This is a genomic window from Flavobacterium sp. FlaQc-30 (assembly GCF_044005885.1).
Taxonomy (GTDB): domain Bacteria; phylum Bacteroidota; class Bacteroidia; order Flavobacteriales; family Flavobacteriaceae; genus Flavobacterium.
Genome location: NZ_JBIPCO010000001.1, coordinates 642,452 through 668,157 on the forward strand (window position 1 = coordinate 642,452; position 25,706 = coordinate 668,157).

General features: G+C 31.7%; 27 protein-coding genes. 7 read left to right on the plus strand and 20 right to left on the minus strand.

Features of this window, described 5'->3' with window-relative positions; genetic code table 11:
- Window positions 1–69 precede the first annotated feature (69 nt).
- The 14 genes from dut to ACHRV0_RS02880 all read right to left on the minus strand — a co-directional run bounded on the left by dut (window position 70) and on the right by ACHRV0_RS02880 (window position 14,104).
- A complete protein-coding gene (gene dut / locus ACHRV0_RS02815) occupies window positions 70–504 on the minus strand; it encodes a dUTP diphosphatase (protein ID WP_129023311.1) in 435 nt (144 codons plus the stop codon).
- A gap of 31 nt (window positions 505–535) precedes the next feature.
- On the minus strand, window positions 536–1,993 hold the full coding sequence (locus tag ACHRV0_RS02820; RefSeq protein WP_129023312.1) for a lipopolysaccharide biosynthesis protein: 1,458 nt from the start codon (window positions 1,991–1,993) through the stop codon (window positions 536–538).
- A 91-nt stretch (window positions 1,994–2,084) separates the two neighbouring features.
- The gene (locus ACHRV0_RS02825) at window positions 2,085–2,531 is read right to left on the minus strand and encodes a GNAT family N-acetyltransferase (protein ID WP_395439835.1); all 447 of its coding nucleotides are present in this window, start codon (window positions 2,529–2,531) and stop codon (window positions 2,085–2,087) included.
- Window positions 2,532–2,924: 393 nt separating this feature from the next.
- A complete protein-coding gene (atpG, locus tag ACHRV0_RS02830; RefSeq protein ID WP_129023314.1) occupies window positions 2,925–3,785 on the minus strand; it encodes an ATP synthase F1 subunit gamma in 861 nt (286 codons plus the stop codon).
- Window positions 3,786–3,875: 90 nt separating this feature from the next.
- Window positions 3,876–5,453 (minus strand): F0F1 ATP synthase subunit alpha, encoded by a 1,578-nt coding sequence (atpA, locus tag ACHRV0_RS02835; protein WP_129023315.1) that lies wholly within the window; start codon window positions 5,451–5,453, stop codon window positions 3,876–3,878.
- Between the two features lie 38 nt (window positions 5,454–5,491).
- Complete coding sequence (gene atpH / locus ACHRV0_RS02840; protein ID WP_089053557.1) at window positions 5,492–6,025, minus strand: ATP synthase F1 subunit delta; 534 nt, start codon at window positions 6,023–6,025, stop codon at window positions 5,492–5,494.
- Between the two features lie 4 nt (window positions 6,026–6,029).
- Window positions 6,030–6,521 (minus strand): F0F1 ATP synthase subunit B, encoded by a 492-nt coding sequence (locus ACHRV0_RS02845; RefSeq protein ID WP_089053556.1) that lies wholly within the window; start codon window positions 6,519–6,521, stop codon window positions 6,030–6,032.
- Between the two features lie 84 nt (window positions 6,522–6,605).
- Entirely contained in the window at window positions 6,606–6,806 is a 201-nt protein-coding gene (gene atpE / locus ACHRV0_RS02850) for an ATP synthase F0 subunit C (RefSeq protein ID WP_111422948.1), read from the minus strand.
- 40 nt (window positions 6,807–6,846) lie between these two features.
- Window positions 6,847–8,022: a F0F1 ATP synthase subunit A gene (atpB, locus tag ACHRV0_RS02855; RefSeq protein WP_395439836.1), complete on the minus strand. Its 1,176-nt coding sequence runs from the start codon at window positions 8,020–8,022 to the stop codon at window positions 6,847–6,849.
- Between the two features lie 516 nt (window positions 8,023–8,538).
- Complete coding sequence (locus tag ACHRV0_RS02860; RefSeq protein ID WP_129023318.1) at window positions 8,539–8,760, minus strand: AtpZ/AtpI family protein; 222 nt, start codon at window positions 8,758–8,760, stop codon at window positions 8,539–8,541.
- Window positions 8,753–9,136 carry a polymer-forming cytoskeletal protein gene (locus ACHRV0_RS02865; RefSeq protein WP_129023319.1) on the minus strand — a complete coding sequence of 128 codons (384 nt, stop codon included), beginning with the start codon at window positions 9,134–9,136 and terminating at the stop codon, window positions 8,753–8,755. Before ACHRV0_RS02865 ends, ACHRV0_RS02860 begins: the two co-directional genes overlap by 8 nt.
- 2 nt (window positions 9,137–9,138) lie before the next feature.
- Window positions 9,139–11,748 (minus strand): tetratricopeptide repeat protein, encoded by a 2,610-nt coding sequence (locus tag ACHRV0_RS02870; protein ID WP_395439837.1) that lies wholly within the window; start codon window positions 11,746–11,748, stop codon window positions 9,139–9,141.
- Window positions 11,749–11,835: 87 nt separating this feature from the next.
- Window positions 11,836–12,531, minus strand: coding sequence for an ABC transporter ATP-binding protein (locus ACHRV0_RS02875; RefSeq protein ID WP_395439838.1), 696 nt, complete (start codon window positions 12,529–12,531; stop codon window positions 11,836–11,838).
- 112 nt (window positions 12,532–12,643) lie between these two features.
- The gene (locus ACHRV0_RS02880; protein WP_395439839.1) at window positions 12,644–14,104 is read right to left on the minus strand and encodes a DUF5687 family protein; all 1,461 of its coding nucleotides are present in this window, start codon (window positions 14,102–14,104) and stop codon (window positions 12,644–12,646) included.
- Window positions 14,105–14,231: 127 nt separating this feature from the next.
- Here ACHRV0_RS02880 and ACHRV0_RS02885 point away from each other — a divergent pair, with 127 nt between their 5' ends.
- The 3 genes from ACHRV0_RS02885 to ACHRV0_RS02895 all read left to right on the plus strand — a co-directional run bounded on the left by ACHRV0_RS02885 (window position 14,232) and on the right by ACHRV0_RS02895 (window position 16,281).
- On the plus strand, window positions 14,232–15,284 hold the full coding sequence (locus tag ACHRV0_RS02885) for a 2Fe-2S iron-sulfur cluster-binding protein (protein WP_395439840.1): 1,053 nt from the start codon (window positions 14,232–14,234) through the stop codon (window positions 15,282–15,284).
- A 125-nt stretch (window positions 15,285–15,409) separates the two neighbouring features.
- Window positions 15,410–15,718, plus strand: a complete 309-nt coding sequence (locus tag ACHRV0_RS02890; protein ID WP_395439841.1) for a hypothetical protein — start codon at window positions 15,410–15,412, stop codon at window positions 15,716–15,718.
- 149 nt (window positions 15,719–15,867) lie between these two features.
- Window positions 15,868–16,281, plus strand: coding sequence for a hypothetical protein (locus ACHRV0_RS02895; RefSeq protein ID WP_129023324.1), 414 nt, complete (start codon window positions 15,868–15,870; stop codon window positions 16,279–16,281).
- On the opposite strand, the gene ACHRV0_RS02900 is transcribed toward ACHRV0_RS02895, so the two are convergent.
- Window positions 16,270–17,277: a glycosyltransferase family 9 protein gene (locus tag ACHRV0_RS02900; RefSeq protein WP_395439842.1), complete on the minus strand. Its 1,008-nt coding sequence runs from the start codon at window positions 17,275–17,277 to the stop codon at window positions 16,270–16,272. The genes ACHRV0_RS02895 and ACHRV0_RS02900 overlap by 12 nt on opposite strands.
- Before the next feature lie 39 nt (window positions 17,278–17,316).
- Window positions 17,317–17,922: a DUF4254 domain-containing protein gene (locus ACHRV0_RS02905; RefSeq protein WP_129023326.1), complete on the minus strand. Its 606-nt coding sequence runs from the start codon at window positions 17,920–17,922 to the stop codon at window positions 17,317–17,319.
- A 113-nt stretch (window positions 17,923–18,035) separates the two neighbouring features.
- Here ACHRV0_RS02905 and upp point away from each other — a divergent pair, with 113 nt between their 5' ends.
- On the plus strand, window positions 18,036–18,689 hold the full coding sequence (gene upp, locus ACHRV0_RS02910; RefSeq protein ID WP_395439843.1) for a uracil phosphoribosyltransferase: 654 nt from the start codon (window positions 18,036–18,038) through the stop codon (window positions 18,687–18,689).
- Here the strand turns inward: upp and ACHRV0_RS02915 are convergent.
- Window positions 18,684–19,613 (minus strand): DUF6427 family protein, encoded by a 930-nt coding sequence (locus ACHRV0_RS02915; RefSeq protein ID WP_395439844.1) that lies wholly within the window; start codon window positions 19,611–19,613, stop codon window positions 18,684–18,686. The two genes, upp and ACHRV0_RS02915, sit on opposite strands and share 6 nt — an antisense overlap.
- A 134-nt stretch (window positions 19,614–19,747) precedes the next feature.
- On the opposite strand from ACHRV0_RS02915, the gene ACHRV0_RS02920 reads away from it, so the two are divergent.
- Window positions 19,748–19,978: a hypothetical protein gene (locus tag ACHRV0_RS02920; RefSeq protein ID WP_041519835.1), complete on the plus strand. Its 231-nt coding sequence runs from the start codon at window positions 19,748–19,750 to the stop codon at window positions 19,976–19,978.
- Between the two features lie 41 nt (window positions 19,979–20,019).
- Here ACHRV0_RS02920 and purD read toward each other — a convergent pair whose 3' ends face one another.
- Entirely contained in the window at window positions 20,020–21,294 is a 1,275-nt protein-coding gene (gene purD, locus ACHRV0_RS02925) for a phosphoribosylamine--glycine ligase (RefSeq protein WP_395439845.1), read from the minus strand.
- A gap of 133 nt (window positions 21,295–21,427) precedes the next feature.
- Between purD and ACHRV0_RS02930 the strand changes: the two genes are divergently transcribed.
- Complete coding sequence (locus ACHRV0_RS02930; RefSeq protein ID WP_395439846.1) at window positions 21,428–22,738, plus strand: phenylacetate--CoA ligase family protein; 1,311 nt, start codon at window positions 21,428–21,430, stop codon at window positions 22,736–22,738.
- A gap of 42 nt (window positions 22,739–22,780) precedes the next feature.
- Window positions 22,781–23,302 (plus strand): ORF6N domain-containing protein, encoded by a 522-nt coding sequence (locus ACHRV0_RS02935; protein WP_395439847.1) that lies wholly within the window; start codon window positions 22,781–22,783, stop codon window positions 23,300–23,302.
- 200 nt (window positions 23,303–23,502) lie between these two features.
- On the opposite strand, the gene ACHRV0_RS02940 is transcribed toward ACHRV0_RS02935, so the two are convergent.
- Together ACHRV0_RS02940 and ACHRV0_RS02945 are read right to left on the minus strand one after the other, a co-directional pair.
- On the minus strand, window positions 23,503–24,270 hold the full coding sequence (locus ACHRV0_RS02940) for a glycosyltransferase family 2 protein (RefSeq protein WP_395439848.1): 768 nt from the start codon (window positions 24,268–24,270) through the stop codon (window positions 23,503–23,505).
- The gene (locus ACHRV0_RS02945) at window positions 24,270–25,643 is read right to left on the minus strand and encodes an undecaprenyl-phosphate glucose phosphotransferase (protein WP_395439849.1); all 1,374 of its coding nucleotides are present in this window, start codon (window positions 25,641–25,643) and stop codon (window positions 24,270–24,272) included. The genes ACHRV0_RS02940 and ACHRV0_RS02945 overlap by 1 nt, the downstream gene beginning before the upstream one ends.
- Between the last annotated feature and the right edge of the window lie 63 nt (window positions 25,644–25,706).

A 25,706-nucleotide genomic window follows, 5' to 3' on the forward strand; every position in this document is an offset into this window, starting at 1 on the left:
ATTTTTCATTTCACTTTAAAAGTGCTAGAAATTAATGTGCTTCTAGATTCTATAATGTAAAACTAAAAACTATTTTACTCCTGTACTGCCAAAACCGCCTTCACCTCTTGAAGTTTCAGAAAGTTCTTCGACTTCGATCCATTCAGCTCTTTCGTGTTTCGCAATAATTAATTGTGCAATTCGTTCTCCGTTTTCGATTACAAATTCTTCATTTGATAAATTTACTAAAATTACCCCTATTTCTCCTCTATAATCTGCATCAACCGTACCTGGAGAATTTAAAACTGTAATTCCTTTTTTAGCAGCCAGTCCGCTTCTTGGTCTTACCTGTGCTTCGCAGCCAATTGGTAATTCGATAAAAAGTCCTGTTTTTACAATTGTTCTTTCTAAAGGTTTTAGCGTAATTGATTCAGTTAAATTAGCACGCAAATCCATTCCTGCAGAAGCAATAGTTTCATAGTTAGGTAAATCGTGCTGTGATTTATTGATAATTTGTATTTTCATTTTATATTTTAAATAATTAAAAAAGTAATTTCTACTTTTTCATGATTCCTTTAATAGTCTCTTTTTCATTATGATAAACAAAGTACATAAAGCCTAAAAGCAACGGGATGCCAACGAAATAATTTTCTCTAAAGCCATAGAAAGAAATTGCCGAGAACACAATCGAAATTCCTAAGTAAGCAGATATCTTATTCATATCGTATGGTATCGGGTAATATTTATTTCCTAAAACATAGGAAATTAACATCATGCTTCCGTATGCTGAAATAGTAGCAATTGCTGATCCGTAATAACTGTATTTTGGAATTAAAAAATAGTTTAAAACTAATGTTACTATTGCGCCAACTATCGAAATATAAGCTCCAATTTTTGTTTTATCTGTAAGTTTATACCAGACTGATAAATTGTTGTAGATTCCTAAAAAGAAGTTTGCCAAAATAATTAAGGGCACCACTTTCATAGCTTCCCAATAGGATTTATTATCTAACAAAAGATACTTTAAGACATCAGCAAAAACAATTACGCCTAATAAAATCAATGAGCCTAAAATCACAAAGTATTTTGTAATAACTGCATATGTTTGAGGGGCATTGGCGTTTTTTGCATGGCTAAAAAAGAACGGTTCGATTCCTAATCTAAAAGCTGTTGCAAACAAAACCATAAACAAGCCTAATTTATAACACGCAGAATAAGCTCCAACTTCAGATTTTGCTAAATTCTCAGGTAATAAATAACCCAACAAAATTTTATCAAAATGCTCGTTAACGGCAAATGCTAAACCGGCAACCAAAATTGGAAGACCGTATTTCATCATTTTTTTCCAAAGCACAGGATCAAATTTTCGACCAAGCGACATATAATTTGGTGAAAGCACAACAAACGTGGCTAAACTTGCCAGCAGATTGGCAATGAAAATATAAGCAATCTGGAAATTTTCTACATATAAGTTATCCCAAACTGAATTAGGATTTGAAGCCGCCAGTTTAGGTAAATAAATCAAAAAGAAAATATTCAGCAATAAGTTAATGATAACATTTCCAATTTTAATAGCCGCATACATCATCGGACGCTGATTGGCTCTTAACTTAGAAAATGGTACTAAAACCAAAGCATCTAAAACTAAAATCCAAACAGAATACGTTATATACTGTACATCAACTTCTGCCCAAGCTGCCAAGGTATTTCTAAATATTAAAGCAGCAAATAAAAAGATTATTGACGACCAAAATATTGATATTGTAGATGTCGCAATTACATTTTTCTTGTCTTCTTCTGCGCTGTAAAATCTAAAAAAAGCCGTTTCCATTCCGTAGGAAAGTACTACATTAAAGAAAACCATCCAAGACAAAACAATCGAAACCTCACCATATTCAGCTGTTGGCAAAATACCTGTATATAATCTGACCAGTAAAAAACTAAGCATTCGGGGTAAAACCGTTGCCAGTCCATAAATCGCAGTTTGTTTGAATAGATTTTTATATAATCCCAAAATAGTTTGTAATAAAGTTCGTGAAACAAAAATAACCAATTCTTTGGTTTAATAATGCTTTTGAAGGTTCAATAAAAGCTTAACTATTATTTTATTTCGTTATTTTACTTTCGTCTAAGATTTTTACAAAATGAAACCCTTTTGGATTGTATCCTTGATTATAATAAAAACGATGAGCGCCAAAATTTCCCGTAAAAGCATCCAGAACTATACTACTGCAACCTAATGCTTTTGCCTTTTGTTCAATAAAATCAGTTAATAATTTACCAATTCCTTTAGAGCGGTATTCTGGATTTACAACAAAATTGTCAATCTCAAGATATTTCCCTGTCCATAATTTAGTGGCAGACCAACAGCCCGTAAGTCCTACACAAGTTTCATCTTGAAAAACACCAATTTGAATATAATTATGAGGCACCATTTCAAGGAGAAACGATTTATACTTTTCTACCGTAATCATTGGGTATAAAAATCTCATTGTGTCGATTTGGTCCAACATCTCTTCTATCGAAGTAAGCTCACGTATTTGTAAATTCATAATATAAAAATAGACTTCAAAAATACTTATTTTTTTTGCTCTCTGTATAAGAAGATAAAAAGCAAACATGTTAAATCTATAATAAAGAGAAAAAATTTTGTAATTTTTCTAGGAGTCTTCTTGATAACTTTGTTGTACAGGGAATGAGAAAAGCTACAACGCAACCCTAAAAAAGCAAAGCATTGGGACTAATAAAGCTAGTTTGTTCCCATAAAAGACAAAGCAGACAGAGGTGATAAATCTGTTCAATAATTTTATAAAATGGTAATGGTTCTCAATTTTTAGGGTAAATTGAGAATCACCATTTTATAAGTTAACTAGAAAATACAAAACTATTATACAAAAAAAGAGCCGACAAGTAATTGTCGGCTCTTTTAGTATTTCATTATTAAATTATCCGTTCAAAGCTTCTGCTCCACCAACGATCTCTAAGATTTCGTTTGTAATCGCAGCTTGACGTGCTTTGTTGTACGTTAATTTTAACTGGTTTCTTAATTCTGTTGCGTTGTCAGTTGCTTTGTGCATAGCTGTCATACGTGCTCCGTGTTCTGAAGCAAATGAATCGCGAATACCTTTGTATAATTGTGTTTTTAAAGACTTAGGAATCAAAGTCAAAACAATTTCTTCTTTTGAAGGTTCGAAAATATAATCTCCAGCAGAAACTGATACATCAGATTTTAAAGGTGCTAAAGGCAAAAATTGTTCTGTTTGAACGATTTGAGTCGCAGCATTTTTAAACTGATTGTAGATTAACTCGATTCTGTCATATTCTCCAGAAACGAATTTTTCAGTCAAATTATCAGCAATTCCAGCAACATTTTCAAAAGTTAAATGATCAAAAATTGCGTTATGATGACCGTGAACTTTATGAGTTTTGCTTAAAACATCGTTTCCTTTTTTACCAATAGCAAAAACATCAACTTGTTTTCCAGCGTAAAAATCAGTACGATTTTTAACTTCTTTAATAATATTTGAATTGAATGCACCACATAAACCTCTATTTGAAGTTATAGCTACAAGCAATACTTTTTTTACTTCACGTTGTGTTGTGTAATCTCCTCCAACTTCACCTTCAAGTGTAGCCGAAAGATTTTGCAGTAACTCCGTTAACTTCTCGGCATAAGGACGCATTGCAGTGATTGCATCTTGTGCCTTCTTAAGCTTTGCAGCAGAAACCATTTTCATTGCCGATGTAATCTGCATCGTCGATGAAACGGAAGTAATTCTATTACGGATTTCCTTTAAATTTGCCATCTATTAATTAGAAAATGTGACAATTTGAAAATTAGATAATTAGATTAATGTGAAAACATTCTCTAATTATCTAATTTACCAATTATCTAATTAGTTATATTTTGCTGAAATTTCTTTTGCTGCTTTTTCGATAACATCAGTAATGTTGTCATCTAATTTTCCAGCTTTCAACGCGTTAAGCGTATCTTTATGTTTACTGTTTAAGTAAGCTAAGAAATCTGCTTCAAATTCTTTTACTTTATTTACAGGAACGTTTCTTAATAAGTTTTTAGAACCAGCGTAAATAATAGCTACTTGATTTTCTACTGTATAAGGATCGTTAAGACCTTGTTTCAAGATTTCAACGTTTCTTTTTCCTTTTTCAATTACGTTTAATGTAACTGAATCTAAGTCAGAACCAAATTTAGCGAAAGCTTCTAATTCACGGAATTGAGCCTGGTCTAATTTTAAAGTTCCAGAAACTTTTTTCATTGATTTAATCTGAGCATTACCTCCAACACGAGATACAGAGATACCTACGTTAATTGCAGGACGAACTCCAGAGTTGAACAAATCTCCATCAAGGAAAATCTGACCATCTGTAATCGAAATTACGTTTGTTGGAATATATGCAGAAACGTCACCAGCCTGAGTTTCGATAATTGGCAATGCAGTCAATGAACCACCACCTTTTACGATAGACTTGATAGAATCTGGTAAATCATTCATGCTTTTAGCAATACCATCATCAGCGATTACTTTACAAGCACGCTCTAATAAACGAGAGTGTAAGTAGAAAACGTCTCCAGGGTAAGCCTCACGTCCCGGTGGTCTTCTTAACAAAAGAGAAACCTCACGGTAAGCAACAGCTTGCTTAGATAAATCATCATACACGATAAGTGCTGGACGACCTGAATCTCTAAAATACTCACCAATTGCAGCACCTGCGAAAGGAGCATAAACTTGCATTGGAGCTGGATCAGAAGCATTAGCAGCAACGATAACTGTATAAGCCATTGCGCCTTTTTCTTCTAACATTTTTGCGATTCCTGCTACAGTTGAAGCTTTTTGCCCAATTGCAACATATATACAGAATACAGGTTTTCCTGCATCGTAAAATTCTTTTTGATTTAAGATTGTATCGATACAAACAGTTGATTTACCTGTTTGACGGTCACCAATTACAAGCTCACGTTGTCCACGACCTACTGGGATCATAGCATCTACTGCTTTTACTCCAGTTTGTAATGGCTCAGTTACTGGCTGACGAAATACAACACCAGGTGCTTTTCTTTCTAAAGGCATTTCATATAATGTTCCACCAATTGGTCCTTTTCCGTCAATTGGAAAACCAAGAGTGTTCACTACACGTCCTACCATTTGCTCACCTACTTTAAGAGAAGCAATACGTTGAGTTCTTTTTGCAGTAGATCCTTCTTTAATTCCTGTTGATGGTCCTAAAAGTACCACACCAACATTGTCTTCTTCAAGATTCAATACGATACCTTCCATACCGTTATCAAATTCTACTAACTCACCATATTGAACATTAGACAGCCCGTAAACACGAGCAATACCATCTCCAACTTGAAGTACTGTTCCTACTTCCTCCAGCGTAGCACCAGATTCAAAACCTTCTACTTGCTTTCTTAATATTGCTGAAATTTCAGCAGGTTTGATTTCCGCCATCTTAATTTATAATTTAGACACTTTTATGTGTAATAAAACTAATTACTTAACTCTCTTTTTAATACTTGCAATCTGTTTGCAACAGATGCATTGTATTGATTATCACCTATTCTTAAAATAAATCCACCAATAATTGAAGGATCTACTATATTTTCAATTGTAATTTTCTTATCTGACAAAGTTGCAATTTTAGCTAAAACTTTCGCTTCTAATGCAGCATCCATTGGAATTGCAGTTGTAACTTTTGCAGTTTCAACTCCATTGCTTTCGTCAAATAATTTATTGTATTCTACTGCAATTGCATCTAGAATTTCAAATCTTTTGTTTTCGAATAATAAATGAAATAAACCTTTAGTTACACCATTTACATTTGCAAAAACCTCTAAAAGAGCACTTTCTTTAACTTCAACTTTTGTAGTTTGGTTTTGAATAAATGCGCTTAATTCTGAATTATTTTCAATCGCTGATGCAATTGATTTCATATCGTTATTTACAGCTTCGGCAACACCTTTAGAGTTTGCTAAGTCTAGAATTGCTTTTGCATAACGAATTGCTGCTCTTGTACTTGCCATAATCTTAGTTTAACTTTACGTCACCTAACATTTTCTCTACTAATTTAGTTTGAGATTCTTTGTTAGATAATTCTTCTTTCAATAATTTTTCAGCGATGCTTAAAGATAGACTTGAAACTTGTGATTTCAATTCTGCCATTGCAGCATTTTTTTCACTTTCGATAGCCGCTTTAGCTTGCTCAATTAATTTTTGACCTTGCTCTTGTGCATCGTTTTTAGAATCAGCAATAATTTGCTCTCTCATTTCACGTGCTTCTTTCAACATAGCATCACGTTCTGCACGAGCTTCTTTTAAAATACGCTCATTATCTGCAGTTAAGTTTTCCATTTCTCTGCGAGCAGCTTCTGCTGAAGCTAACGCATTGTTGATAGATTCCTCACGGCTTTTTACAGCTCCTAAAATTGGTTTCCAAGCAAATTTTGCTAAAAGAATAAAGAAAACAATAAAGATAATTGTTGTCCAAAAAATTAAACTTTCCGGTGAAGTTAATTGCATAACATTATATGTTTAAAAATTGTTTGTCGTTTTTTTTAAAAAAACTTCCTGAAGCCAACCGCTGCAGGAAGTTTTAAGTTTTAATTATTTTGCGATTAACGCAACAACTACTGCGAAAAGAGCAACCCCTTCAATAAGTGCAGCAGCAATAATCATAGCAGTCTGGATTTTTCCAGCAGCTTCTGGCTGACGAGCAATAGCGTCCATTGCAGAACCACCAATTTTTCCAATACCAATACCTGCACCAATTACAGCTAATCCAGCTCCGATTCCAGCTAATATCATAATAATAAATTTATATAGTTAATAATTAAAAAAACTCTGATTAATGGTGATCGTGCTCTTCAACAGCCTGACCAATAAATAATGCTGAAAGCAATGTAAATACATATGCTTGTAATGCAGCAACTAACATCTCTAATACACTCATGAATAGTACAAATGCTCCAGAAACTGGTCCAATTGCAACTGATTTAAATATGAAGATTAAAGAAACTAAACTCAAGATAATAATATGCCCTGCAGTAATGTTTGCAAACAAACGAATCATTAACGCGAATGGCTTAGTAAGCATTCCGATGATTTCTACAGGAATCATAATTGGAGCTAACCACACAGGAACTCCTGGTGTATTAAAAATATGTCCCCAATAATTTTTGTTTCCGCTTAAAGTTGTAACTACAAAAGTGATAAATGCCATTACAAATGTAAAGTAAATATTTCCTGTTAAGTTTGAACTGAATGGGAAGAATGGAATTAAACCGATAAGGTTATTAATCCAGATAAAGAAAAAGATAGTTAAAAGATACGGCATGTATTTAGCATACTTTTTTGTTCCTATATTAGGAATAGCAATTTCGTCTCTAACAAAAGTTACAAGCGGCTCTAAAAATCCAGCCAATCCTGTTGGTGCTTTGTCGTTTTTCTTGTATGATCTTGCAACCGCAAAAAACATAACAAACAAAATAATTGCCGACATTAACATTGAGAAAACATTTTTTGTAATAGAGAAATCTAAAGGTCTTGCATCAAAAGCAAAAGCTCCGTTATCTTTTACATCTTGTGACAATCCTTCAAATTTGTCAGCGTAAAAAATTATTTCCTTATAACGAACAAATTTTTGACCATTGATATCAACTACATGTTCTCCTGAATTGTCGTGGTGAAATTTTGCAGATGAAAAAATCTCTAAACCATTTGCAGTCCATAAAATAACTGGAAGGCTAAAAGAGATTGGATGACCATCCCAGTCAGCAATATGAAAATCGTGAGCATCTCCAGTATGCGCATTGATTAATTCACTAGCGTTAAACTCTTCTTCAACTTTATGAGCAACAGTTTCTCCGTGGCCGTTTGTCTCTGCATGACTTCCTTCTGCTAATTCGACATTTTCGTGTGTTGCAGAAACACTGTCAACAGGCGTTGATGCGAAATTTATCGACGAAGTAAGTGCTAATAAGGTAACTAATAAGTACTGAACTGGTTTATTGGAAATTATCATTATTAAAACTGTATCTAATTTTAGGTTTCAAAAATTTTTTGCAAAGGTACATTTTTAATTTAAAACTGAAAATATATCGATATAATTTTTAAAATTTCCGTTTCAAAATGCGATATATTTAATAATGAGACTATTAACCCTTGTTTATAAGCCTAATTGTAAAGACTGTCTCAAAAAGTAAAAACAAAAAATAAGGGATAAAAAACGCGCTTACATCTACTATAGGATTTGCAACGCCTGACTTTATAAAAGGAATTAGGAAAACAACGGCCGCCATCATTCTAAAAAAACTAGCGCCAAGAAACGTAAAACCTGTATAAGTGGAGAAGTTTTTATTGATATAAATAAGTAAAAGATAGACTAAAAAAGTGGCCAAAATATTGAACAAATAAATACTCCAAGCAGCATAGAAAAAATTGTACTTCTCAGATAAAGACTGCATTATAAAATACTGAGCAGCAAACAACACAATTGAAAAAGGGATAAAATACTTTAGGAAATCTACAGTTCTATTCATTACTTGTTTAAATTTTTAACTTGTCTGATGACATTATAAAGTGCTAAAAAAACAGAGAATAAAGAAAGAACAATTGTCCAAAGCGATCCTCCGTTAGAATACTTTTCGTCTAACCAGATGCCAAAGTAACTAAATAAAAAAATAATTATCCCCATTTGAAAGGGGATATTTATAAGTGCAATCCATTTGTTATTTTGTTTATTATTCGGATCCTTATCCATTTTTTAGAGTTACTTCCTTATTGTTAGTTATCATGGTACAAGTTGCTGTAAATTCAGCCCCAGGTTCTATAGAAAGTTTTCCAACGGCAACTTCGCCGTGAATTTGTGCCGATTCTTTAATATTAAGAATTTCAAGAACTTTAATTTTTCCACGAAATTCGCCTTCAATATCTGCGTTGTTACAAATGATCTCTCCTTTTACAACACCGCTTGCTCCAATGACTAATTTTCCTTCGGATGTAAAATTTCCAATCAATTCGCCGTCAAGCCTAAAATCAGCTTTTGAAACAATATCTCCTATTATAGAGGTTCCTTCAACAATTCTATTTGTTTTTCCTAGAAGTTCTGTTCCGTTTTTTTTTACTTTATCAAACATTATTATGGGGTTTTTGGGGTCAGATAAACATCGAGATTTTTCTTGATTTGAACCACTTTGTAATTATCGCTCGATATAATTACTGCAGGTTGAGCGATTTTAAATCTTTTATCGTCTCTCAAAACGCCCGCCACATCTTTAGCATAAGCCTCAGATTTTACTCCATGAATAACAACAAAACTTTCAGTCTTATTGTATTTATCTACTGAAGTTGTCAGACGCTGATAATTTTCAACAGCTAAAAAGCTTTTAATCACATCTTCGATATGCTTTGCTGTTTTACTGTCATTACTTGCAATTGGATAGATTATTTTCCAATTTTTATTGTCTTCTGTTGTAAAGTTAAGACGCTCTAAAACTGGAACTTGTTTTTCTAGAATCTCTCTCGCATTTTTACCCTCTTCACTATTTGGATAATTATCTGCAACTGTTTCTAAACCTTTTTTATAAGCTTCCAATCCGTTAACCTTTCCTAATGTATTTGCTTTTAGCAATTCATATTTAGAAACTATTTCATCTCCTGAATACTGATTAATTAAATTATCAATATTATCTAAAACAAGATTAAATTGTTCCTCTTGATAGAGTTTAAACCATTTTTGATATTCTTTATCTGGTGATGAAAGGTCGTCTGTTTTTACATTGTTTAAAATTTGAGCATATCGCGAGTTCGGATATGTTGCTATAATGTTTGCTTTTATCGCTTGTGCTTTTGCTGGATCTGTAATTTGATAAATTTTATACAAATTGTACATTGCCGGCAATATCAATTTTTCTTCTGGATTATTTTTTAATAATTGTTCCAGTTTATCACTTGCTAAAGCATATTCATTAAACTTTTCTTTATATATAAGTCCTAATTGGTAGTACGCAAAATTGCGGTCTTTACTAATACTATCAATAGCCGCTTGTGATTTAGGAAGCTTATTTTCATAAAAAGCAGTAGTATACTTTTCGACAACAACAGTATCTTTTAATGCATTTGCATCTTCCAGATTATTTATCGTGTCATTCATTGCGGCATTATTTGCAGATTTTATGGCTGCCAATCTCCAATTTCCTCCCATTGTTCTATTACCCCACAATTTCTTAAACTGCAATTTTCCATAGGCAACTGTGGTTGGATTATAGAAATAAAAAGTACTTGCGACATCACTTCCTGCTTGAGGTTTTAATCCGCCGTCAAAATCAACAGGTTTCCCTAATGAATTAGGATTAATCGCTGTTGGCGCATTTGATGCATTTGTATTTCGATCAATATTTGCCAGCTTCTCTTTCTCTCTTTCTTCTAAAATTCGTTTTGCTTCATCTTTCTTTTTTAATTCAGTAATATAATTTTCAAAGTAAATTGTTCTCTCGGCGCCTGGCAGTTTGTATACCTTAATTATACTGTCATTAGTTTTAGCAATTGCTTCGTACTTAATAACGTTGTCAAGGTTTTTTCTGTTTTTTTCAATAAAAGCAAACTCTCTGCTTTTTGGATTTAACTTCGTTAATGTACTGTCATAATATTTAGCAGCCATTGAATAATCTGTATTTTTAAAATACATATTTCCAATGTTTCGATATGCCGATGCCATTAAATATGGATCTTTGGATTTTCTGCCTAATGATTTATTATAAAATTTTAGTGCATTTTCAGTGTCTTTCTTTTTATCATAATAAACCGCCATTTCATAAAACAAAACATCATAATAAGGTCTGTTTTCACGATCTGCAACTAGTTTATTGTAGGTTTTTAAGAAAATAGTGTCGTTACCGCTTGCGTAATCGTACATCTGTGCTTTTTTTGCATAAGCATGCATCATATATTTTCGATCGGCTTTACGATTCATATCAATCACACCATCGTAAAAATAAATAGCACTATCTTTTTTGCCAGCCTCTTGATACATCTGCCCTAAAATAAAACGATATCTGGCACGATCTTCATTTATTTTGGTAAATTTCTCAGCAATTTTAAGCTTTGTTACTGCGCTGTCTCTTTGTTCTAAATTTAAAAATGCTTCCGCCAAAAGCGCATTAGCATCTGAAAAAGTCTGTTTATTTAAATCTGTATTTTTTAATAACAGATTGATATTTTTTACAACAATTGCATCATTACCCAAACGCATATTGGTTTTTTCACGCCAGATTTTTGCGGTATAGATATTACTGCTGTTTGGATATTTGTATAAAATATAATTGAATGCTTCTAAAGCCGGTATAAAACGCTGATCGTAATATCTGGCTTTTCCAAGCATTAAATAGGCTTCATCTATTTGAGAGTTTCTTTCTCGGCCTCCAATATTCATTGAATGCTTCTGAATTGCTTTTGTAGCTTTTGTTTCTGCTAATTCAAAATCAGGATTTTTTGCTTTTTCTTCATCAGAAAAGTTTTCATCAAACTGCATTTTTTCTATTGGAAGTATTTTCCAAAAATTATCCTGATTATTTGCGTATATCGATTGTAAACCTTTATCGAGGCCTATTCCACCATTATACAAAATGTTATATTTTGTACTTAAAGCATGTGAATTCCTCGATACAAAGCTGTTATTTTTGGTAGAACAAGCTATCAAAAGGAATAAAAAAACAAGAAAAAAACTATATTTAAGAGTATTCTTTTTCAATAGAACTGATTTTAAAGCATAAACTACCAAAAAGCATTTTTAGTATAAAGACTTGTAAAAATACGCTTCTTTTTGAAATATAGAAACTTATACAGCAAAAAACGATTCAAGCTCTTGAAGGGTTTCTTTTGATGTTTGAATATCCTTTACAATTTCGCCTTTGTTAAGCGCCACAATACGATCGCAAACCTCTACTGTATGCTGCAAATCGTGACTTGAAACCAAAACAGTTACATTTGGATTATCTGCCAGTTCTCTGATAATTTTCTTTAATCGGCTTACTGTAGTTGGATCTAAATTTGCAAAAGGCTCATCTAAAATAACAACTTCAGGATTACCAATTAAAGTCGCTATAATACCAACCTTTTTTTGATTTCCTTTAGATAAATCACGCAGGTACTTTTTATTATTTAATATTTCTCCGTTAAAAAATTCCTCATGTTCTGCTAACAAAGCATCAACATCAGCTTTATTCTGACGACGTAAATCACCAATAAAATAAAAATATTCCTCTGGAGTTAAATATCCAATTAAAAAACTTTCATCGAGAAATGAGCCTGTAAATGATTTCCAATTTTCACTTGTATTTACTTGAATATCATTACTTTTTATAGATCCTGTTGACGGCTGAACCAAATCTAAAAGCAGACTAAAAAAAGTTGTTTTACCTGCTCCGTTGTTCCCTACTAATCCAAAACTTTGTCCTTTTGGGATTTCAAGATTATTAATATTTAAAACTGTAGTTCCGTTGTATTTTTTTGAAAGTTGATTTGCTTGTATCATTTTAATTGTAGATTTTAGATTGTTGATTTTAGATTAAAAAATCTATTTTTTCTTTGATTGTCAATCAGATAAAAATTACCGAATTATCAAATTGGCACATTTTCTAATTACGTTAATTCTTTTGTTTGTAAGCACTTATCGTACTATACTTTTCTATTTTATATCTCTTTTCAATTACTGAAAATACTTTCTCTTTAAAGACTAAACCTAAAACTCCTGCCGTGGCAACCAAAGCTAATGCAACCGTTTTATCAGCAAAATGAAGCCCAAGCCAATACAGCAGTAATGGCAAAAATACTTTTGGCAGCGAAAGCAGCATAGCACTTACATTAAATGCTTTTTTGTCTCCAAAAGCCCCGCCAGCACTACTTAAATCAATAGGTGTTTTTGTAAATGCTCCTCCTAAAAGCACTAAATGTGAGTTTACACCAATATTATAAATGGCACCAACAACAATGGTTAAATAAACTTCCCATCCGTAAAAAAGATAAAATGAAGCCAAAACGGTTGAAACAAAAGTAGCAATAACAATCAGCCACCATTTTGAAGTAATATATCCGCGATACGGAATATTTTGTGTCATCATCAATTGGTAATAAGAACTATCCCAACTTGGTACAAACTGACCAAAAACAAATAAAAATCCGCCCGAAACAAATATTCCGCCAAAAATTTGCATTACTTGCGGCTGACTTGTGTTTCCAAAAAAGAGTAATCCGTAAAACAAGAAAACGACACTCAAAAAAATCGTTGTTTTTGATCTTTTGTTTCTTTTAATAAGTTTAATATCATTCTTTAGAAATGTTCCAACTGTTCCAAATTGATTCAACCACGAAAGATTCTCAGTTGTGGCAATATCCTGTTTTACTGAAAGTCCAGCATCTAGATATAAATTCTTCTTGAAATATTTAAAAGTAAAAAGATATAGACCTGCTAATACCCAAACCGGGATTAAAAATAGTCCGTCAATATCATAAAATCCTTGAAAAACAGGTGTTGTAAACGTCGTAATATCAAATAATTTATAATACTGAGCACCTGCCAAAACTAAAATTATTCCAATAAAAACAACAAACAATTTATCGATGTTGCTTAAAATAATACTTAGAAAATTATTGATGTATACTAAAGATAGTATGGCTAAATGCCAAAAAATAATTTCGATTAGATCATATCCATTTAAAATCAGTACTACCGAAAACGGAATAAAAAACAGAGCATGAACCCAATTGAAAAATGACAGCATTGTTTTGCCTAGAGAGAAATGAACAATAACTGATTTTTTAAAAGGTAAAACCAGCAAAGGTTTAATATTTAAAACTGGAATAGACTGTACTAATAATCGAACAACTAAATCGAACAAAAAATAATAAATTAAAAATTTATTGACGGTTTGCAACGGATCGAGATTCCTTTTTTTAAGAGCATAAAATACTCCAACACCCGCTCCTATAAAAATTAATGAAAAATATATCATTAAAAACCCCAGTAAAATCTTCATTGCCAAATTTTTGCCAAATGATGCAGATCTGGCAAAGGCTTTCCATTCAAGGTAAATAAACTTTTTAATCATTGTAAATTGGTTTTGATTTTGGTAGTAAGAGATCAAATGTAGGAAAACGTTACAAAAAAAGTTAAAAAAAAATTTTTAGTAAGTGTCAATTACTTAGTCTTTGCTACTTTTGCAAAAAAAATTAATCATGCCTTCATTCTTAAAACTAATAATTAAAGAGGTAAAACGCGAAACTGCCGACGCTGTTGCTGTTCTTTTTAATGTTCCTGAAGAACTTAAACCAGATTATAAATTTATAGCTGGACAATACATAAATTTAAAGTTAACACTTGATAATCAAGAAATTCGTCGTGCTTACTCAATTTGTTCTGCACCAGAAAGCGGTGAATTACGAATTGCAGTAAAAGCGGTTAAAAATGGTTTATTCTCACAATTTGCAAATACAAAGCTTAAAGCAGGAGATGTTCTTGAAGTTGGTCATCCAGAGGGTAAATTTACCTTTGAACCTGATGCTGAAAGACAAAAAAACTATGTGGCTTTTGCGGCAGGAAGCGGTATAACACCTGTTTTATCTATTTTAAAATCAGTTTTAAAAAGCGAACCAAAAAGCTCATTTGTATTAGTTTACGGAAACAAAACTCCTGAAGAAACTATTTTTCATCAGGAATTACATGATTTACAATTGCAATACGTAGGTCGCTTTTTTGTGCATTATGTTTACAGCCAGGCAAAAGTTGAAAATGCATTATTCGGCCGAATAGATAAATCGGCAGTGAATTTTGTTTTAAACAATAAACACAAAGAATTAGAATTTGATAAATTTTTCTTGTGTGGACCTGAAGAAATGATCAACACTGTTTCTAACGTTTTAAAAGAGAAAAACGTAAAAGAATCTGCTATTAAGTTTGAGCTTTTTACTGCTTCTACAAAAGAAAATGAAATCAAAACTTCATTAGAAGGACATACAAAAATTACTGTTTTAGTTGATGATGAAGAAGTTACTTTTGAGATGTCTCAAAAACAAACTATTCTTGATGCGGCTTTAAAACAAGGTGTTGATGCTCCTTATTCTTGTCAAGGCGGTATTTGCAGCAGCTGTTTAGGACGTGTAACTGCAGGTTCTGCTGAAATGACAAAAAATTCTATTTTAACAGATAGTGAAATTGCAGAAGGTTTAATTTTAACTTGTCAGGCACATCCAACATCTGAAACTATTTACGTTGATTACGACGACGTATAGTCTACATTAAATTCTAAAATATAAAAATCCAAATTCCAACTTTACAATTGGGATTTGGATTTTTTTTTATTTGCATCTTTGTTTAAAATTAGTTTTGGAGTTTAAAAACTGGAATTTAAATTGTTATGAAATCAATTCGAGAAATATTTAGAAATAATCCGTCGCTTTTGGAAGAACCAGAAGTTATTCAGCTTGTAGATTATTGTTCAGAATTACAAGACGAAATTGTAGAACTCAAATTTCAAAAAACAGATAATAAAGAACTTGCGATGCTCGACATGATCAAAGAAGTTATAAAAGGATGCAATAGTATTGAAAAAGAACAAATGGAACACGAACGATTTGGCTATGAAGCACCAAATTATCAGGAAACTATCTCAAATCTTAAAAATTATATTTACAGCAGATGTCGGGATGAAAAAATCTGGTTATAGGAAATTACAATAAAACCAATTTTTCACTAAAATATTGCTGATTTTTTATTAAATTAGAGGTAAGATTAAAGCACTCGTAATCTAGCATGGTCGTGTTTAGATTTACAGCGCTAAACCCAATTTGTCAACGCATTTAAACATTAAATATCATGACAATACATCACTTCCTTCGTTTATCATTTATCGCAATTTTTGTAGTAACAGCTCTTTTTTGTATTTACTTTATAATCAAAAAACAACGAAATAAAAAAGGGCCTAAATTACTTACCTCAGAAAAGTACAACTCAACAATGATTGGGAAAATGACTGAAATTAAAGTATCTGACCAAAATATTTTTAACATCTGGCCTTACGTTAGTAAATTAAAAACGGCTAAAGTACTTTCGCATAAAATCAAAGAGTCTCAATTGGTACATAAAGTCTATAGAAATTCAACTGAGAACTTTGAACACATTTTACTGTCTACAGAAAAAGAAAATCATTTTGTTGTAATTGTAGCCAATAGAAACAAAAAGAAAACAATTGGATATTTTCTTCATGATTTGAATGGATTATACGCTTAACTGTATTTTTTCAACAATTTCATTAGGAGAAATACTTCTCATCGCATCTTGATAACCTTCAACTGTTTTATTTCCATAAACCGAAGTTGGCAGTTGCGGGTATTGATTTCTATCAGCAGTTAGAGCATTTTCAAGACTTTGATTAAAAGGCAAAAATCCTGCATACGGGTGCGTTGCTCCCCAAAGTGTTATTACTTTTACGCCCAGCATAGCGGCAATATGTGCATTTCCAGAATCCATAGAAAGCATTACGTCAAGATTGCTGATTAACTGTAATTCTTGCTGAAATTTAATTTTTCCAGCCATATTAATTACATTTTCAAAAGGTTGCGCTATTGAATCTAAAATATCGATTTCTTTTTTTCCTCCTCCGAAAAGCAAAATTTTATAGGATGAATTCTCGGCTAATTTTGCCACAACTTCTTTCATTAAATCTAACGGATAAACCTTAGAATCGTATTGTGCAAAAGGTGCGATACCAATTAATTTTTGATTCTCGTTCCCGATAATTTCTAAAATGTCTTCGCTTAAAATTGCCTTTTCTGGAAATTGAGGATTAGATAAATCTAAAGAAAAACCAAGTTCTTCAAACACTTTTGTGTGTCTTTCAAACATTGTTGGTAACGGTGCAAAGATCTTATTTTCGGCTCTAGTCAATTCTTTTTTTCCTTCACGGCCTTTATCAACTGTTGCTCTTTTTTTTCCGCTTAAAGCGAAAAGCGAGCCTACAACCTTAGATCTTAAAACGTTATGAAGATCTGCAAAAGCATCGACTTTCAATTTACTTACATCTTTAAATAAACGTACAAGTCCCAGAAAACCTTTATGTCTTTCTTTTTCATCAAAAGCAAAAAAGTTTAAATTAGGAATTCCGTAAAAAAAAGGTTTAAAAAAAGGACGCGAAATAACCGTCAATTTTACCTCTGGATATTGTTTTACAAAAGCGCGTAAAACAGGAACCGTCATGGCGACATCTCCCATTGCGGATAGTCTCATGACGGCTATATGCTTAATTTTATTGGACAATTTTGCCAATTATTTTTTATTTTGGTATAAAACAGGATTCAATTCATCATCATTATACATTTTCATTTGTTTGTATACTTTCATGAATTTATCACCATTTTCGATGTCAGTCAATAAATCATCAATTGCAGTTGACAAATCTGATCTTTGCTCTAATAGAACATTTAATTTTTCCTGACATTTATCTCTATGTTCTTGTGTAGCTTCTGCGCGAGTAGCTTCTTCATGCATATGATAAATTTTTAATGCCAAAATCGATAATCTGTCAAATGCCCATGCTGGACTTTCAGAGTTTATTTTTGCACCGTCTTTTACTTTTACATTGCTGTATTTTTGCAAAAAATAACTATCAATATATTCGACCATATCAGTACGTTCCTGATTAGATGCATCAATTCTTCTTTTTAAAGTAAGTGCCGCCACTGGATCAATTTGCGGATCACGAATAATATCTTCAAAATGCCATTGAACAGTGTCAATCCAGTTTTTTAGATATAATAAATGTTCGAATTTATCCTTTGGATATGGATTATTTATAGGCTGATCTACATTATCAAACTGATGATAATCCTTGATGCTTTGTTCGAAAACAGAATATGCTAATTTTGAAAACATGTCTTTATTTGTTAGAGTTACAAAGATACTTTTTATACTTTTATGGTGCGAATAATAACGAGTAATTTTTTGTTCTCGTATTTTTACCAAATTTATAATTTTAAAATTTAACTATGAAAATTCATTATATATCTGAAAATAACAGCATTTTAAATCATTTTTTAGGTCAAATCCGAAATATAAATGTTCAAAATGACAGTATGCGTTTTCGACGAAATATAGAACGAATAGGCGAAATTATGGCGTACGAATTAAGTAAAATTCTAACTTATAAAAATGTAGAAATTCAAACACCGCTTGGCATAAAAAACACAACAGAAATAGCTGCCGATTTGGTTTTATGTTCGATTTTAAGAGCTGGATTACCACTGCATACAGGCTTTTTAAATTATTTTGATAATGCCGAAAACAGTTTTGTTTCCGCCTGCAGATATCATCCTAATAATGATCATGAATTTGAAATTAGAGTTGAATATCAAGCGGTTTCAAATATCAATAATAAAACCGTTTTACTGCTTGATCCAATGCTGGCAACTGGTCAGTCAATAGTTGCTGTTCATGAAAAATTAGTTGAAAATGCAACTCCAGAAGAAATTCACATTGTCGTAGTTATTGCTGCTCCAGAAGGAATTGCTTATCTAGAAAAAAACCTTCCTGAAAATTGTCATTTATGGGTTGCTTCGTTAGACGAAAAACTAAATGAGAAAAACTATATTATTCCTGGACTTGGTGATGCTGGTGATCTTGCTTTTGGAAGTAAATTATAATTGGGAGAAAAAGGTAAATAAACTACACAAAATCAGTACATAAAATACAATTTCATTATTAAGCTTTTGCTGTACATACTCTATATGACTTGCTGCCATAATGGTTAGCGGTGCGATGCTAAACAGCAATAAATCATTGCTTTTGTCTGGCGATACAATAAAAACGAGAGCAGCAATAAAGAAACATGCTACTACTTTTTTGTAAGAGGCATGAACAATTTGAGGTCTGTTTGACAATGTTGTAATCATTGAAATAACAAAGAATAAAGCAACCGCAACATATATTGAAAGTGCACCATTTTCATAATTGTTCTTGAAATAATCTATTCTAAAATCGATTACTGCACGTTTTTGAAAAAAATCTACCGCATCAATATTGAACATTAAGGAGATCATTGTAAACACTAAGGCTACTGCCAAAAGTGCAATAAAAGGTAAAACCCAGTTTCTATAATCTCTCGAAACGTGAAAAACTATTGATATAAAAACCAAAATTAGGAATAAGACACACCAAAATTGAAATAAAGAAGCTACAAAAATCCAAAAAGAAGCATCGAATATTTTTTCTTTTGATGCTTTAAGAGATTGAAGCGAAATCAATCTTCGTAATGCTAATAAGATGAAAAAATTAGCATAAATTACATCTGGATTATTAAATATAGTAGGGAAAAACAATATAAATAATAGATAGAAAAATATCGCGTACCCATTGTCTTTACTGAGCCCATTCTTTTTAACAATGAAATTAATCATGAAAAAAGAAGCCAAAATAAAGCACAATAAACTCAATTTTTGGAATATCGTAAAATATGAATTTATCCAAGACGTTTCTCGAATTTGAAACATAAAAAAGAAAACCAGTATCAAAATTACAACCAATGAATAATTTAATGGCGTAGATTTTTTAAAAACACTTGTTATCATAAGGATATTTTATACTTTTGTGACTGTAAATATAATACTTGTTTAAAAGGAAAAACCAACAAGTTGAAAAAGATTCTTTTTTGAATTTTAATTCAATGCGTTAAAAACAATAATAACATATAATTTTATAAATTATGACAGCTTTTTTCGAAGGAATTCAATACTTATTCGTTAACATTTTGTTTGCTCCACTTGACTTTTTACGTCATTTAGAACTAATTACTTGGTTTGGTGCAAACACAATTAACTGGATTTTCATGATCATCTGTGCATGTGCAATCGTTTATTGGATTAAGCAATTACGCATTTTTGATGATGCCGGAACAGAAAACCAAGATACAACAGCTCATTCATTTTTAAAATAAAAACCAAACCCTTTAATTAAAAAGGGCCGGTTAATTTATTTTTAAATCAAATCGAAGCCAATATCTTTTCTAAAATACATCTTATCAAAGCTTAGTTTATCTATGTTTTGGTAAGATTTTTTTATGGCCTGCTGGAAATCATCTCCATATGATGTTACAGTCAAAACACGTCCTCCATTAGTAACGACATTTTCGTTATCTAATTTTGTTCCCGCGTGAAAAACTATAGAATCTGTAATATTTTCTAAACCACTAATTACTTTCCCTTTTTCAAAATCTTCAGGATATCCTCCAGAAACCACCATAATTGTAGTAGCACTTCTTGGATCAACCTCTAAAGTAAATTCGTTTAATTTTTGATCAGCAACAGATTGGAATAATTCAACCAAATCAGATTTTAATCTCGGAACCACAACTTCAGTTTCTGGATCTCCCATTCTTACGTTGTATTCAATAACGATTGGTTCGTTTTTTACATTGATTAAACCAATGAACACAAAACCTTTGTATTCGATTCCGTCTTTTTGGAAACCTTCAATAGTAGGTTTTACGATACGAGTTTCAATTTTTTCCATTAAAACAGCATCAACATAAGGAACTGGAGAAACTGCTCCCATTCCGCCTGTATTTAGTCCTGTATCGCCTTCGCCAATTCGTTTGTAATCTTTTGCCGTTGGAAGAATTTTATAGCTTTTACCGTCAGTCAAAACAAAACAGCTTAATTCAATTCCGTCCAAAAATTCTTCGATAACAACTTTTGAACTTGCTGCTCCAAATTTTGAATGAACAAGCATATTTCTTAATTCCGTTTTAGCCTCTTCAAGATCTTGAATAATCAAAACTCCTTTTCCTGCTGCTAAACCGTCTGCTTTTAGAACGTACGGAGGTTGTAAAGTTTCTAAGAATGCACATCCATTTTCAACCGTTTCGGCAGTAAAACTATCGTAAGCCGCAGTTGGAATGTTATGTTTCATCAAGAATTCTTTTGCAAATTCTTTACTTCCTTCTAACTGTGCTCCTAATTTTGATGGTCCAATTACTGGAATATGTTTTAAACTTTCGTCGTTTTTAAAATAATCATAAATTCCTTTTACTAAAGGATCTTCTGGACCTACAACAACCATACTTACTTTTTCTTGAAGTACAAATGTTTTAATAGCATCAAAATCGGTTGGAGACATTGCAACATTTGTAGCAATTGCAGCTGTTCCTGCATTTCCTGGTGCAACAAAAAGTTTTTCGCAAAGCGGACTCTGAATCATTTTCCACGCAAAAGCATGCTCTCTTCCGCCTGATCCCAATAATAAAATTGTCATGGTATAGTTGTATTTAGTTGTGGTGCAAAAATAATTGCTTTTGCACGTAAAAAATAATTAAATCTTAAAAACTTATTGATTCTTCACTGTTCATAATTGCTAAATATTACTTTTGACTAAAATTATAAGAAAAATGATTCGCCTTTTTGATCTTTCTCTTCAGTTAAATGGTTTTCCGATAAAGAAAACCAAAGCCGAATTGGACAAAATTGTTTGTTTTTCTGAAGAAGAATTTGCTTCATTTCTTGAAAACAAAAAGAAAGAAATTGTTGATTTTCACTTAAAAAACAACTCTTTTTATGCGGCATTAGTTGGAGATAAAACTTTTAAAAATTGGGAAGATTTACCGATTTTAAATAAACAGGATCTTCAAAAGCCGCTGCAAGAAAGACTTTCAAAAGGCTATTCTAAAAAAAACATTTACCTCAACAAAACATCAGGATCAAGCGGAACTCCTTTAATTTTTGCCAAAGATAAATACTCACACGCTTTAACTTGGGCATCAAATATTATGCGTTTTGGATGGTTTAGCATTGATTTTAATCATTCGTATCAAGCACGTTTTTATGGAATTCCGATGGATTTTATTGGCTATCAAAAAGAACGTTTCAAAGATTTTTTGAGTCGCCGGGTTCGATTCCCGGTGTTTGATTTATCAGATGATGTTCTAGAGAAATTTTTGAAGAAATTCAAATCTAAAAAGTTCGATTACATCAACGGCTATACAAGTTCAATTGTTCTGTTTGCTAAATTTCTAGAACAGAAAAATATTACTTTAAAAGAGATTTGTCCAACATTAAAAGCTTGTTTTGTTACTTCAGAAATGCTTTTTGAGACAGATAAAATCCTTTTAGAAAAACAATTCGGAATTCCGATTATCAATGAATATGGCACTTCTGAACTGGATTTAATTGCTTCTGAAAGTCCGCAAGGCGAATGGCAAATTAATGCCGAAACACTTTTTGTAGAAATTTTAGACGAAAATAATAATGTTCTCCCTTACGGGGAAGAAGGAAAAATTGTGATCACTTCTTTATTCAATAAAGCCAATCCTTTTATCAGATATGAAATTGGCGATATTGGGATTTTAGATGAAAAAAGCACTCCACAAAAACCAATTCTTAAAAAACTTATTGGCAGAACAAATGATATTGCAATTCTTCCAAGCGGAAAAAAATCGCCCGGTTTGACCTTTTATTACGTAACCAAAAGCATTATTGAAGACGATGGAAACGTAAAAGAATTTATCATTAAACAAACAAAATTAGATACTTTTGAAATTGAATATGTTGCTGAAAAAGAATTGATTTCAGAACAAATTCAAAAAATACAAGAAGCCATTGATTTGTATTTAGAACCTAATTTAAACTTCACTTTTACAAGAAAAACTGTTTTAGAAAGAACCAATCGTGGAAAACTAAAACAATTCAAATCCTATTTATAAGTATAAATAAAATCTTACATTTGTTTTTCTAATTAAAAACTTATGGAAGATCATTCTTTACTTTCTGAAGAAACAATTTCTAATAAAATATATTTTATCCGCGGTCAAAAAGTGATGTTGGATAGCGATTTAGCTTCACTATATGGAGTAGAAACAAAAGTTCTAAAACAATCTGTTAAACGAAATATTTCAAGATTTCCAGAAGATTTTATGTTTCAGTTATCGCAAAATGAATTTAATAACTTGAGGTCACAAATTGTGACCTCAAGTTGGGGAGGAACGAGAATCTCTCCTTTTGCTTTTACTGAACATGGTATTCTAATGCTCTCAAGTATTTTAAAAAGTGACAAAGCCATCCAAACCAATATTCAAATTATGAGGATTTTCACAAAAGTGAGACAAATGCTTTTGGATACAACAGAAATTAAGGTTGATATTCTACAGATCCAGAAGAAGTTAGAAAATCATGATAAAAATATTGAGTTGGTATTTTCTTATCTGGATGAATTGACTGAAAAGAAAGAAAATGAATCTGAAAGAGTAAAGATTGGCTATAAAAAATAACTCTTTAAGGTCACAAATTGTGACCTTAGAAACTTGATGTCACAACTTGTGACCTCAAGTTTGCGATTAACTTGTGCAACAAGACTTGAAAAAAAATTGGAGGTCACAAATTGTGACCTCCAATTCTAAACGAAATTCTTCAAGGTCACAATTTGTGACCTTGAAACTTGAAGTCGCAATTTGTGGCTTCAAGTTGAATTTTAAATCTTCCTTATATATTTTGGTTTGATTATCAACTGAGTAAACAAAAACCTCATCATCAACAAAACAGAAAAAACGAAATTACACCCATGAAATTCCCTGTAAACACCAAAGTTGTGTTTAATCAATTTGAATTTCGATGAAGAAATAGAATCCTTTCTAATTCTATAAAACGCTAAAGATTCTGGAACAGCTTCTGCCGTTTTTATTTGTTTTAAAATGGTAAGCCACAATCGCCAATCCTGTCTTTTTTGAGAGGATTCTAGTTTGATTTTTCCAAAAAAATCTGCGTCGTAAATAGCGGTTAAATTCCCAACGTAATTGCAAAAAAACAGTTGTTTATAAGTCAATGGTATTGGAGTTTGAACTCTTCTGTTTAAATTGTTTCCGTTGTTATCAATACAATCGTAAAAGCTAAATGTAAATGGTAGATTATTTGCTTTTAAAAACTGGATTTGCTTTTCTAATTTAGTTGAAAGCCATAAATCATCGGCATCTAAAAATGCAATATATTTTCCTGAAGCTTTTTCTAAGGCTTTGTTTCTTGCAAAACCGTTTCCTGAATTTGTTTCTAGTTGGAATAATTTGATTCGGCTGTCTTTTTGGGCAAAATCATCAATTATTTTTACGGTTTCATCTGTAGAGGCATCATCAACCAAAATCATTTCCCAGTTCTCGTAAGTTTGCTTTTGAACTGATTCGATAGCGGCTTTAATGAATTTTTCAGCATTAAACGTTGGCATTAAAATAGAAACTAAATCATTCATTAATATGCCTTTTGATCGCCTTTAAAAATATTAATAACAGTTTGAAGGATTATTTTTAAATCTAAAATTAAAGACCAGTTTTCAATATAAAAAACATCAAACTTTATTCGATTTATCATATCTCTTTCTATCGTTATTTCGCCTCTAAAACCACTTACTTGTGCTAAACCAGTAATTCCGGGCTTTACACAATGGCGAATCATGTATTTTTTTACTTTGCTGCTGTATTCTTTATTCTGAGACCATAAATGAGGTCTGGGTCCAACTACGGACATATCGCCGAATAGAACATTTATAAATTGCGGCAATTCGTCTATGCTTGTTTTTCTCATAAAACGCCCCATTCTTGTTACACGAGGATCGTCTTTTGAAGCTTCTTTTTCAGTTGTTTTATTAATGTGCATAGAACGTAATTTGTAACATACAAATTCGTTCTCATCTATTCCTGGTCTGCCTTGCTTGAAAAAAACAGGTCCTTTTGATTCTAATTTGATTAAAATAGCTAATAATGGAATCAGCCATGACAATAAAAAAACGATTACTATGAGAGAAAATAAAACATCAAACAGACGCTTTATGAATTTTACTACAGGCTCATTAAGTATCGTTTGTTTTAATGACAGTACTGGAAAAAAATCATAGTAATCTATCTTTAAATTTTTTGAAAAAATATCCTTTGTATCAGGAATAAACTTTATCGTTTTATTATTTTCATCTGCAAAATCAATTAGATCTTTCAAACTGTTATTTGATACTTCGTTTAAAGAACAGTAAATTTCATCGACTTCATTTTCGATGACAAATGGCTTTAATGCATCTAATTTTCCAGTAATATTCTGATCTGCATTTATATCTGAAAAATATCCCAAAAATCTATATCCATAGTCCTTTCTGGTTTCAAAAAGATTTTTAAGACTAATGGCTTCTGGCGTAAATCCAATAATAACAGCATTCCTATAATTGTTGCCAGTTATTATTCTATATTCTTTTAAATAAAAAAACCAAGCAAATTTAAAAACGGTTACCACTACCAAAACCAGAATTATAAACAAAAAAATCTTTGATTCGTTAAAAATGGCTTGTCTAGAAAATGGAAAAAATGCAATAACAGTCAAGAGAAATAAAATTCCTTGTTTGATTATTTTTGATGTAATAGCAACTGGAGTTGTAAAACGATATACATCATAAAATTTAACAGAAAAGGCAACTATTCCCCAAGCAGTAATTTGATAAAATATTAAAATCCAAATATTTGATGGGCTCAGTTCATTAAAAAAAATGAAAAAACTGAGTACAGAGATCATTGTCAGGTCGATTAAAATACTTATTGGCCTAATATATTTTGAATATCTTCCTGTGTGAAATGCCATCATAAATAATTCCTATATCCTTTTTTTATCAAAATTTACTGTATTCGAAAATGATTCCGTTTACCG

Excerpts from the sequence above, each read along its gene's own strand:
- ACHRV0_RS02885 (WP_395439840.1), top strand. The coding sequence starts at position 14,232 with ATGCCTTCATTCTTAAAACTAATAATTAAAGAGGTAAAACGCGAAACT.
- ACHRV0_RS02920 (WP_041519835.1), top strand. The coding sequence starts at position 19,748 with ATGACAGCTTTTTTCGAAGGAATTCAATACTTATTCGTTAACATTTTG.
- ACHRV0_RS02915 (WP_395439844.1), bottom strand. The coding sequence starts at position 19,613 with ATGATAACAAGTGTTTTTAAAAAATCTACGCCATTAAATTATTCATTG.
- ACHRV0_RS02905 (WP_129023326.1), bottom strand. The coding sequence starts at position 17,922 with ATGTTTTCAAAATTAGCATATTCTGTTTTCGAACAAAGCATCAAGGAT.
- ACHRV0_RS02875 (WP_395439838.1), bottom strand. The coding sequence starts at position 12,531 with ATGATACAAGCAAATCAACTTTCAAAAAAATACAACGGAACTACAGTT.
- ACHRV0_RS02930 (WP_395439846.1), top strand. The coding sequence starts at position 21,428 with ATGATTCGCCTTTTTGATCTTTCTCTTCAGTTAAATGGTTTTCCGATA.
- upp (WP_395439843.1), top strand. The coding sequence starts at position 18,036 with ATGAAAATTCATTATATATCTGAAAATAACAGCATTTTAAATCATTTT.
- atpH (WP_089053557.1), bottom strand. The coding sequence starts at position 6,025 with ATGGCAAGTACAAGAGCAGCAATTCGTTATGCAAAAGCAATTCTAGAC.
- ACHRV0_RS02860 (WP_129023318.1), bottom strand. The coding sequence starts at position 8,760 with ATGGATAAGGATCCGAATAATAAACAAAATAACAAATGGATTGCACTT.
- ACHRV0_RS02895 (WP_129023324.1), top strand. The coding sequence starts at position 15,868 with ATGACAATACATCACTTCCTTCGTTTATCATTTATCGCAATTTTTGTA.
- ACHRV0_RS02935 (WP_395439847.1), top strand. The coding sequence starts at position 22,781 with ATGGAAGATCATTCTTTACTTTCTGAAGAAACAATTTCTAATAAAATA.
- ACHRV0_RS02865 (WP_129023319.1), bottom strand. The coding sequence starts at position 9,136 with ATGTTTGATAAAGTAAAAAAAAACGGAACAGAACTTCTAGGAAAAACA.
- atpE (WP_111422948.1), bottom strand. The coding sequence starts at position 6,806 with ATGATATTAGCTGGAATCGGAGCTGGATTAGCTGTAATTGGTGCAGGT.
- ACHRV0_RS02880 (WP_395439839.1), bottom strand. The coding sequence starts at position 14,104 with ATGATTAAAAAGTTTATTTACCTTGAATGGAAAGCCTTTGCCAGATCT.
- ACHRV0_RS02890 (WP_395439841.1), top strand. The coding sequence starts at position 15,410 with ATGAAATCAATTCGAGAAATATTTAGAAATAATCCGTCGCTTTTGGAA.
- ACHRV0_RS02945 (WP_395439849.1), bottom strand. The coding sequence starts at position 25,643 with ATGATGGCATTTCACACAGGAAGATATTCAAAATATATTAGGCCAATA.
- dut (WP_129023311.1), bottom strand. The coding sequence starts at position 504 with ATGAAAATACAAATTATCAATAAATCACAGCACGATTTACCTAACTAT.
- ACHRV0_RS02940 (WP_395439848.1), bottom strand. The coding sequence starts at position 24,270 with ATGAATGATTTAGTTTCTATTTTAATGCCAACGTTTAATGCTGAAAAA.
- atpA (WP_129023315.1), bottom strand. The coding sequence starts at position 5,453 with ATGGCGGAAATCAAACCTGCTGAAATTTCAGCAATATTAAGAAAGCAA.
- ACHRV0_RS02825 (WP_395439835.1), bottom strand. The coding sequence starts at position 2,531 with ATGAATTTACAAATACGTGAGCTTACTTCGATAGAAGAGATGTTGGAC.
- ACHRV0_RS02845 (WP_089053556.1), bottom strand. The coding sequence starts at position 6,521 with ATGCAATTAACTTCACCGGAAAGTTTAATTTTTTGGACAACAATTATC.
- atpG (WP_129023314.1), bottom strand. The coding sequence starts at position 3,785 with ATGGCAAATTTAAAGGAAATCCGTAATAGAATTACTTCCGTTTCATCG.
- purD (WP_395439845.1), bottom strand. The coding sequence starts at position 21,294 with ATGACAATTTTATTATTGGGATCAGGCGGAAGAGAGCATGCTTTTGCG.
- ACHRV0_RS02900 (WP_395439842.1), bottom strand. The coding sequence starts at position 17,277 with ATGAGACTATCCGCAATGGGAGATGTCGCCATGACGGTTCCTGTTTTA.
- atpB (WP_395439836.1), bottom strand. The coding sequence starts at position 8,022 with ATGATAATTTCCAATAAACCAGTTCAGTACTTATTAGTTACCTTATTA.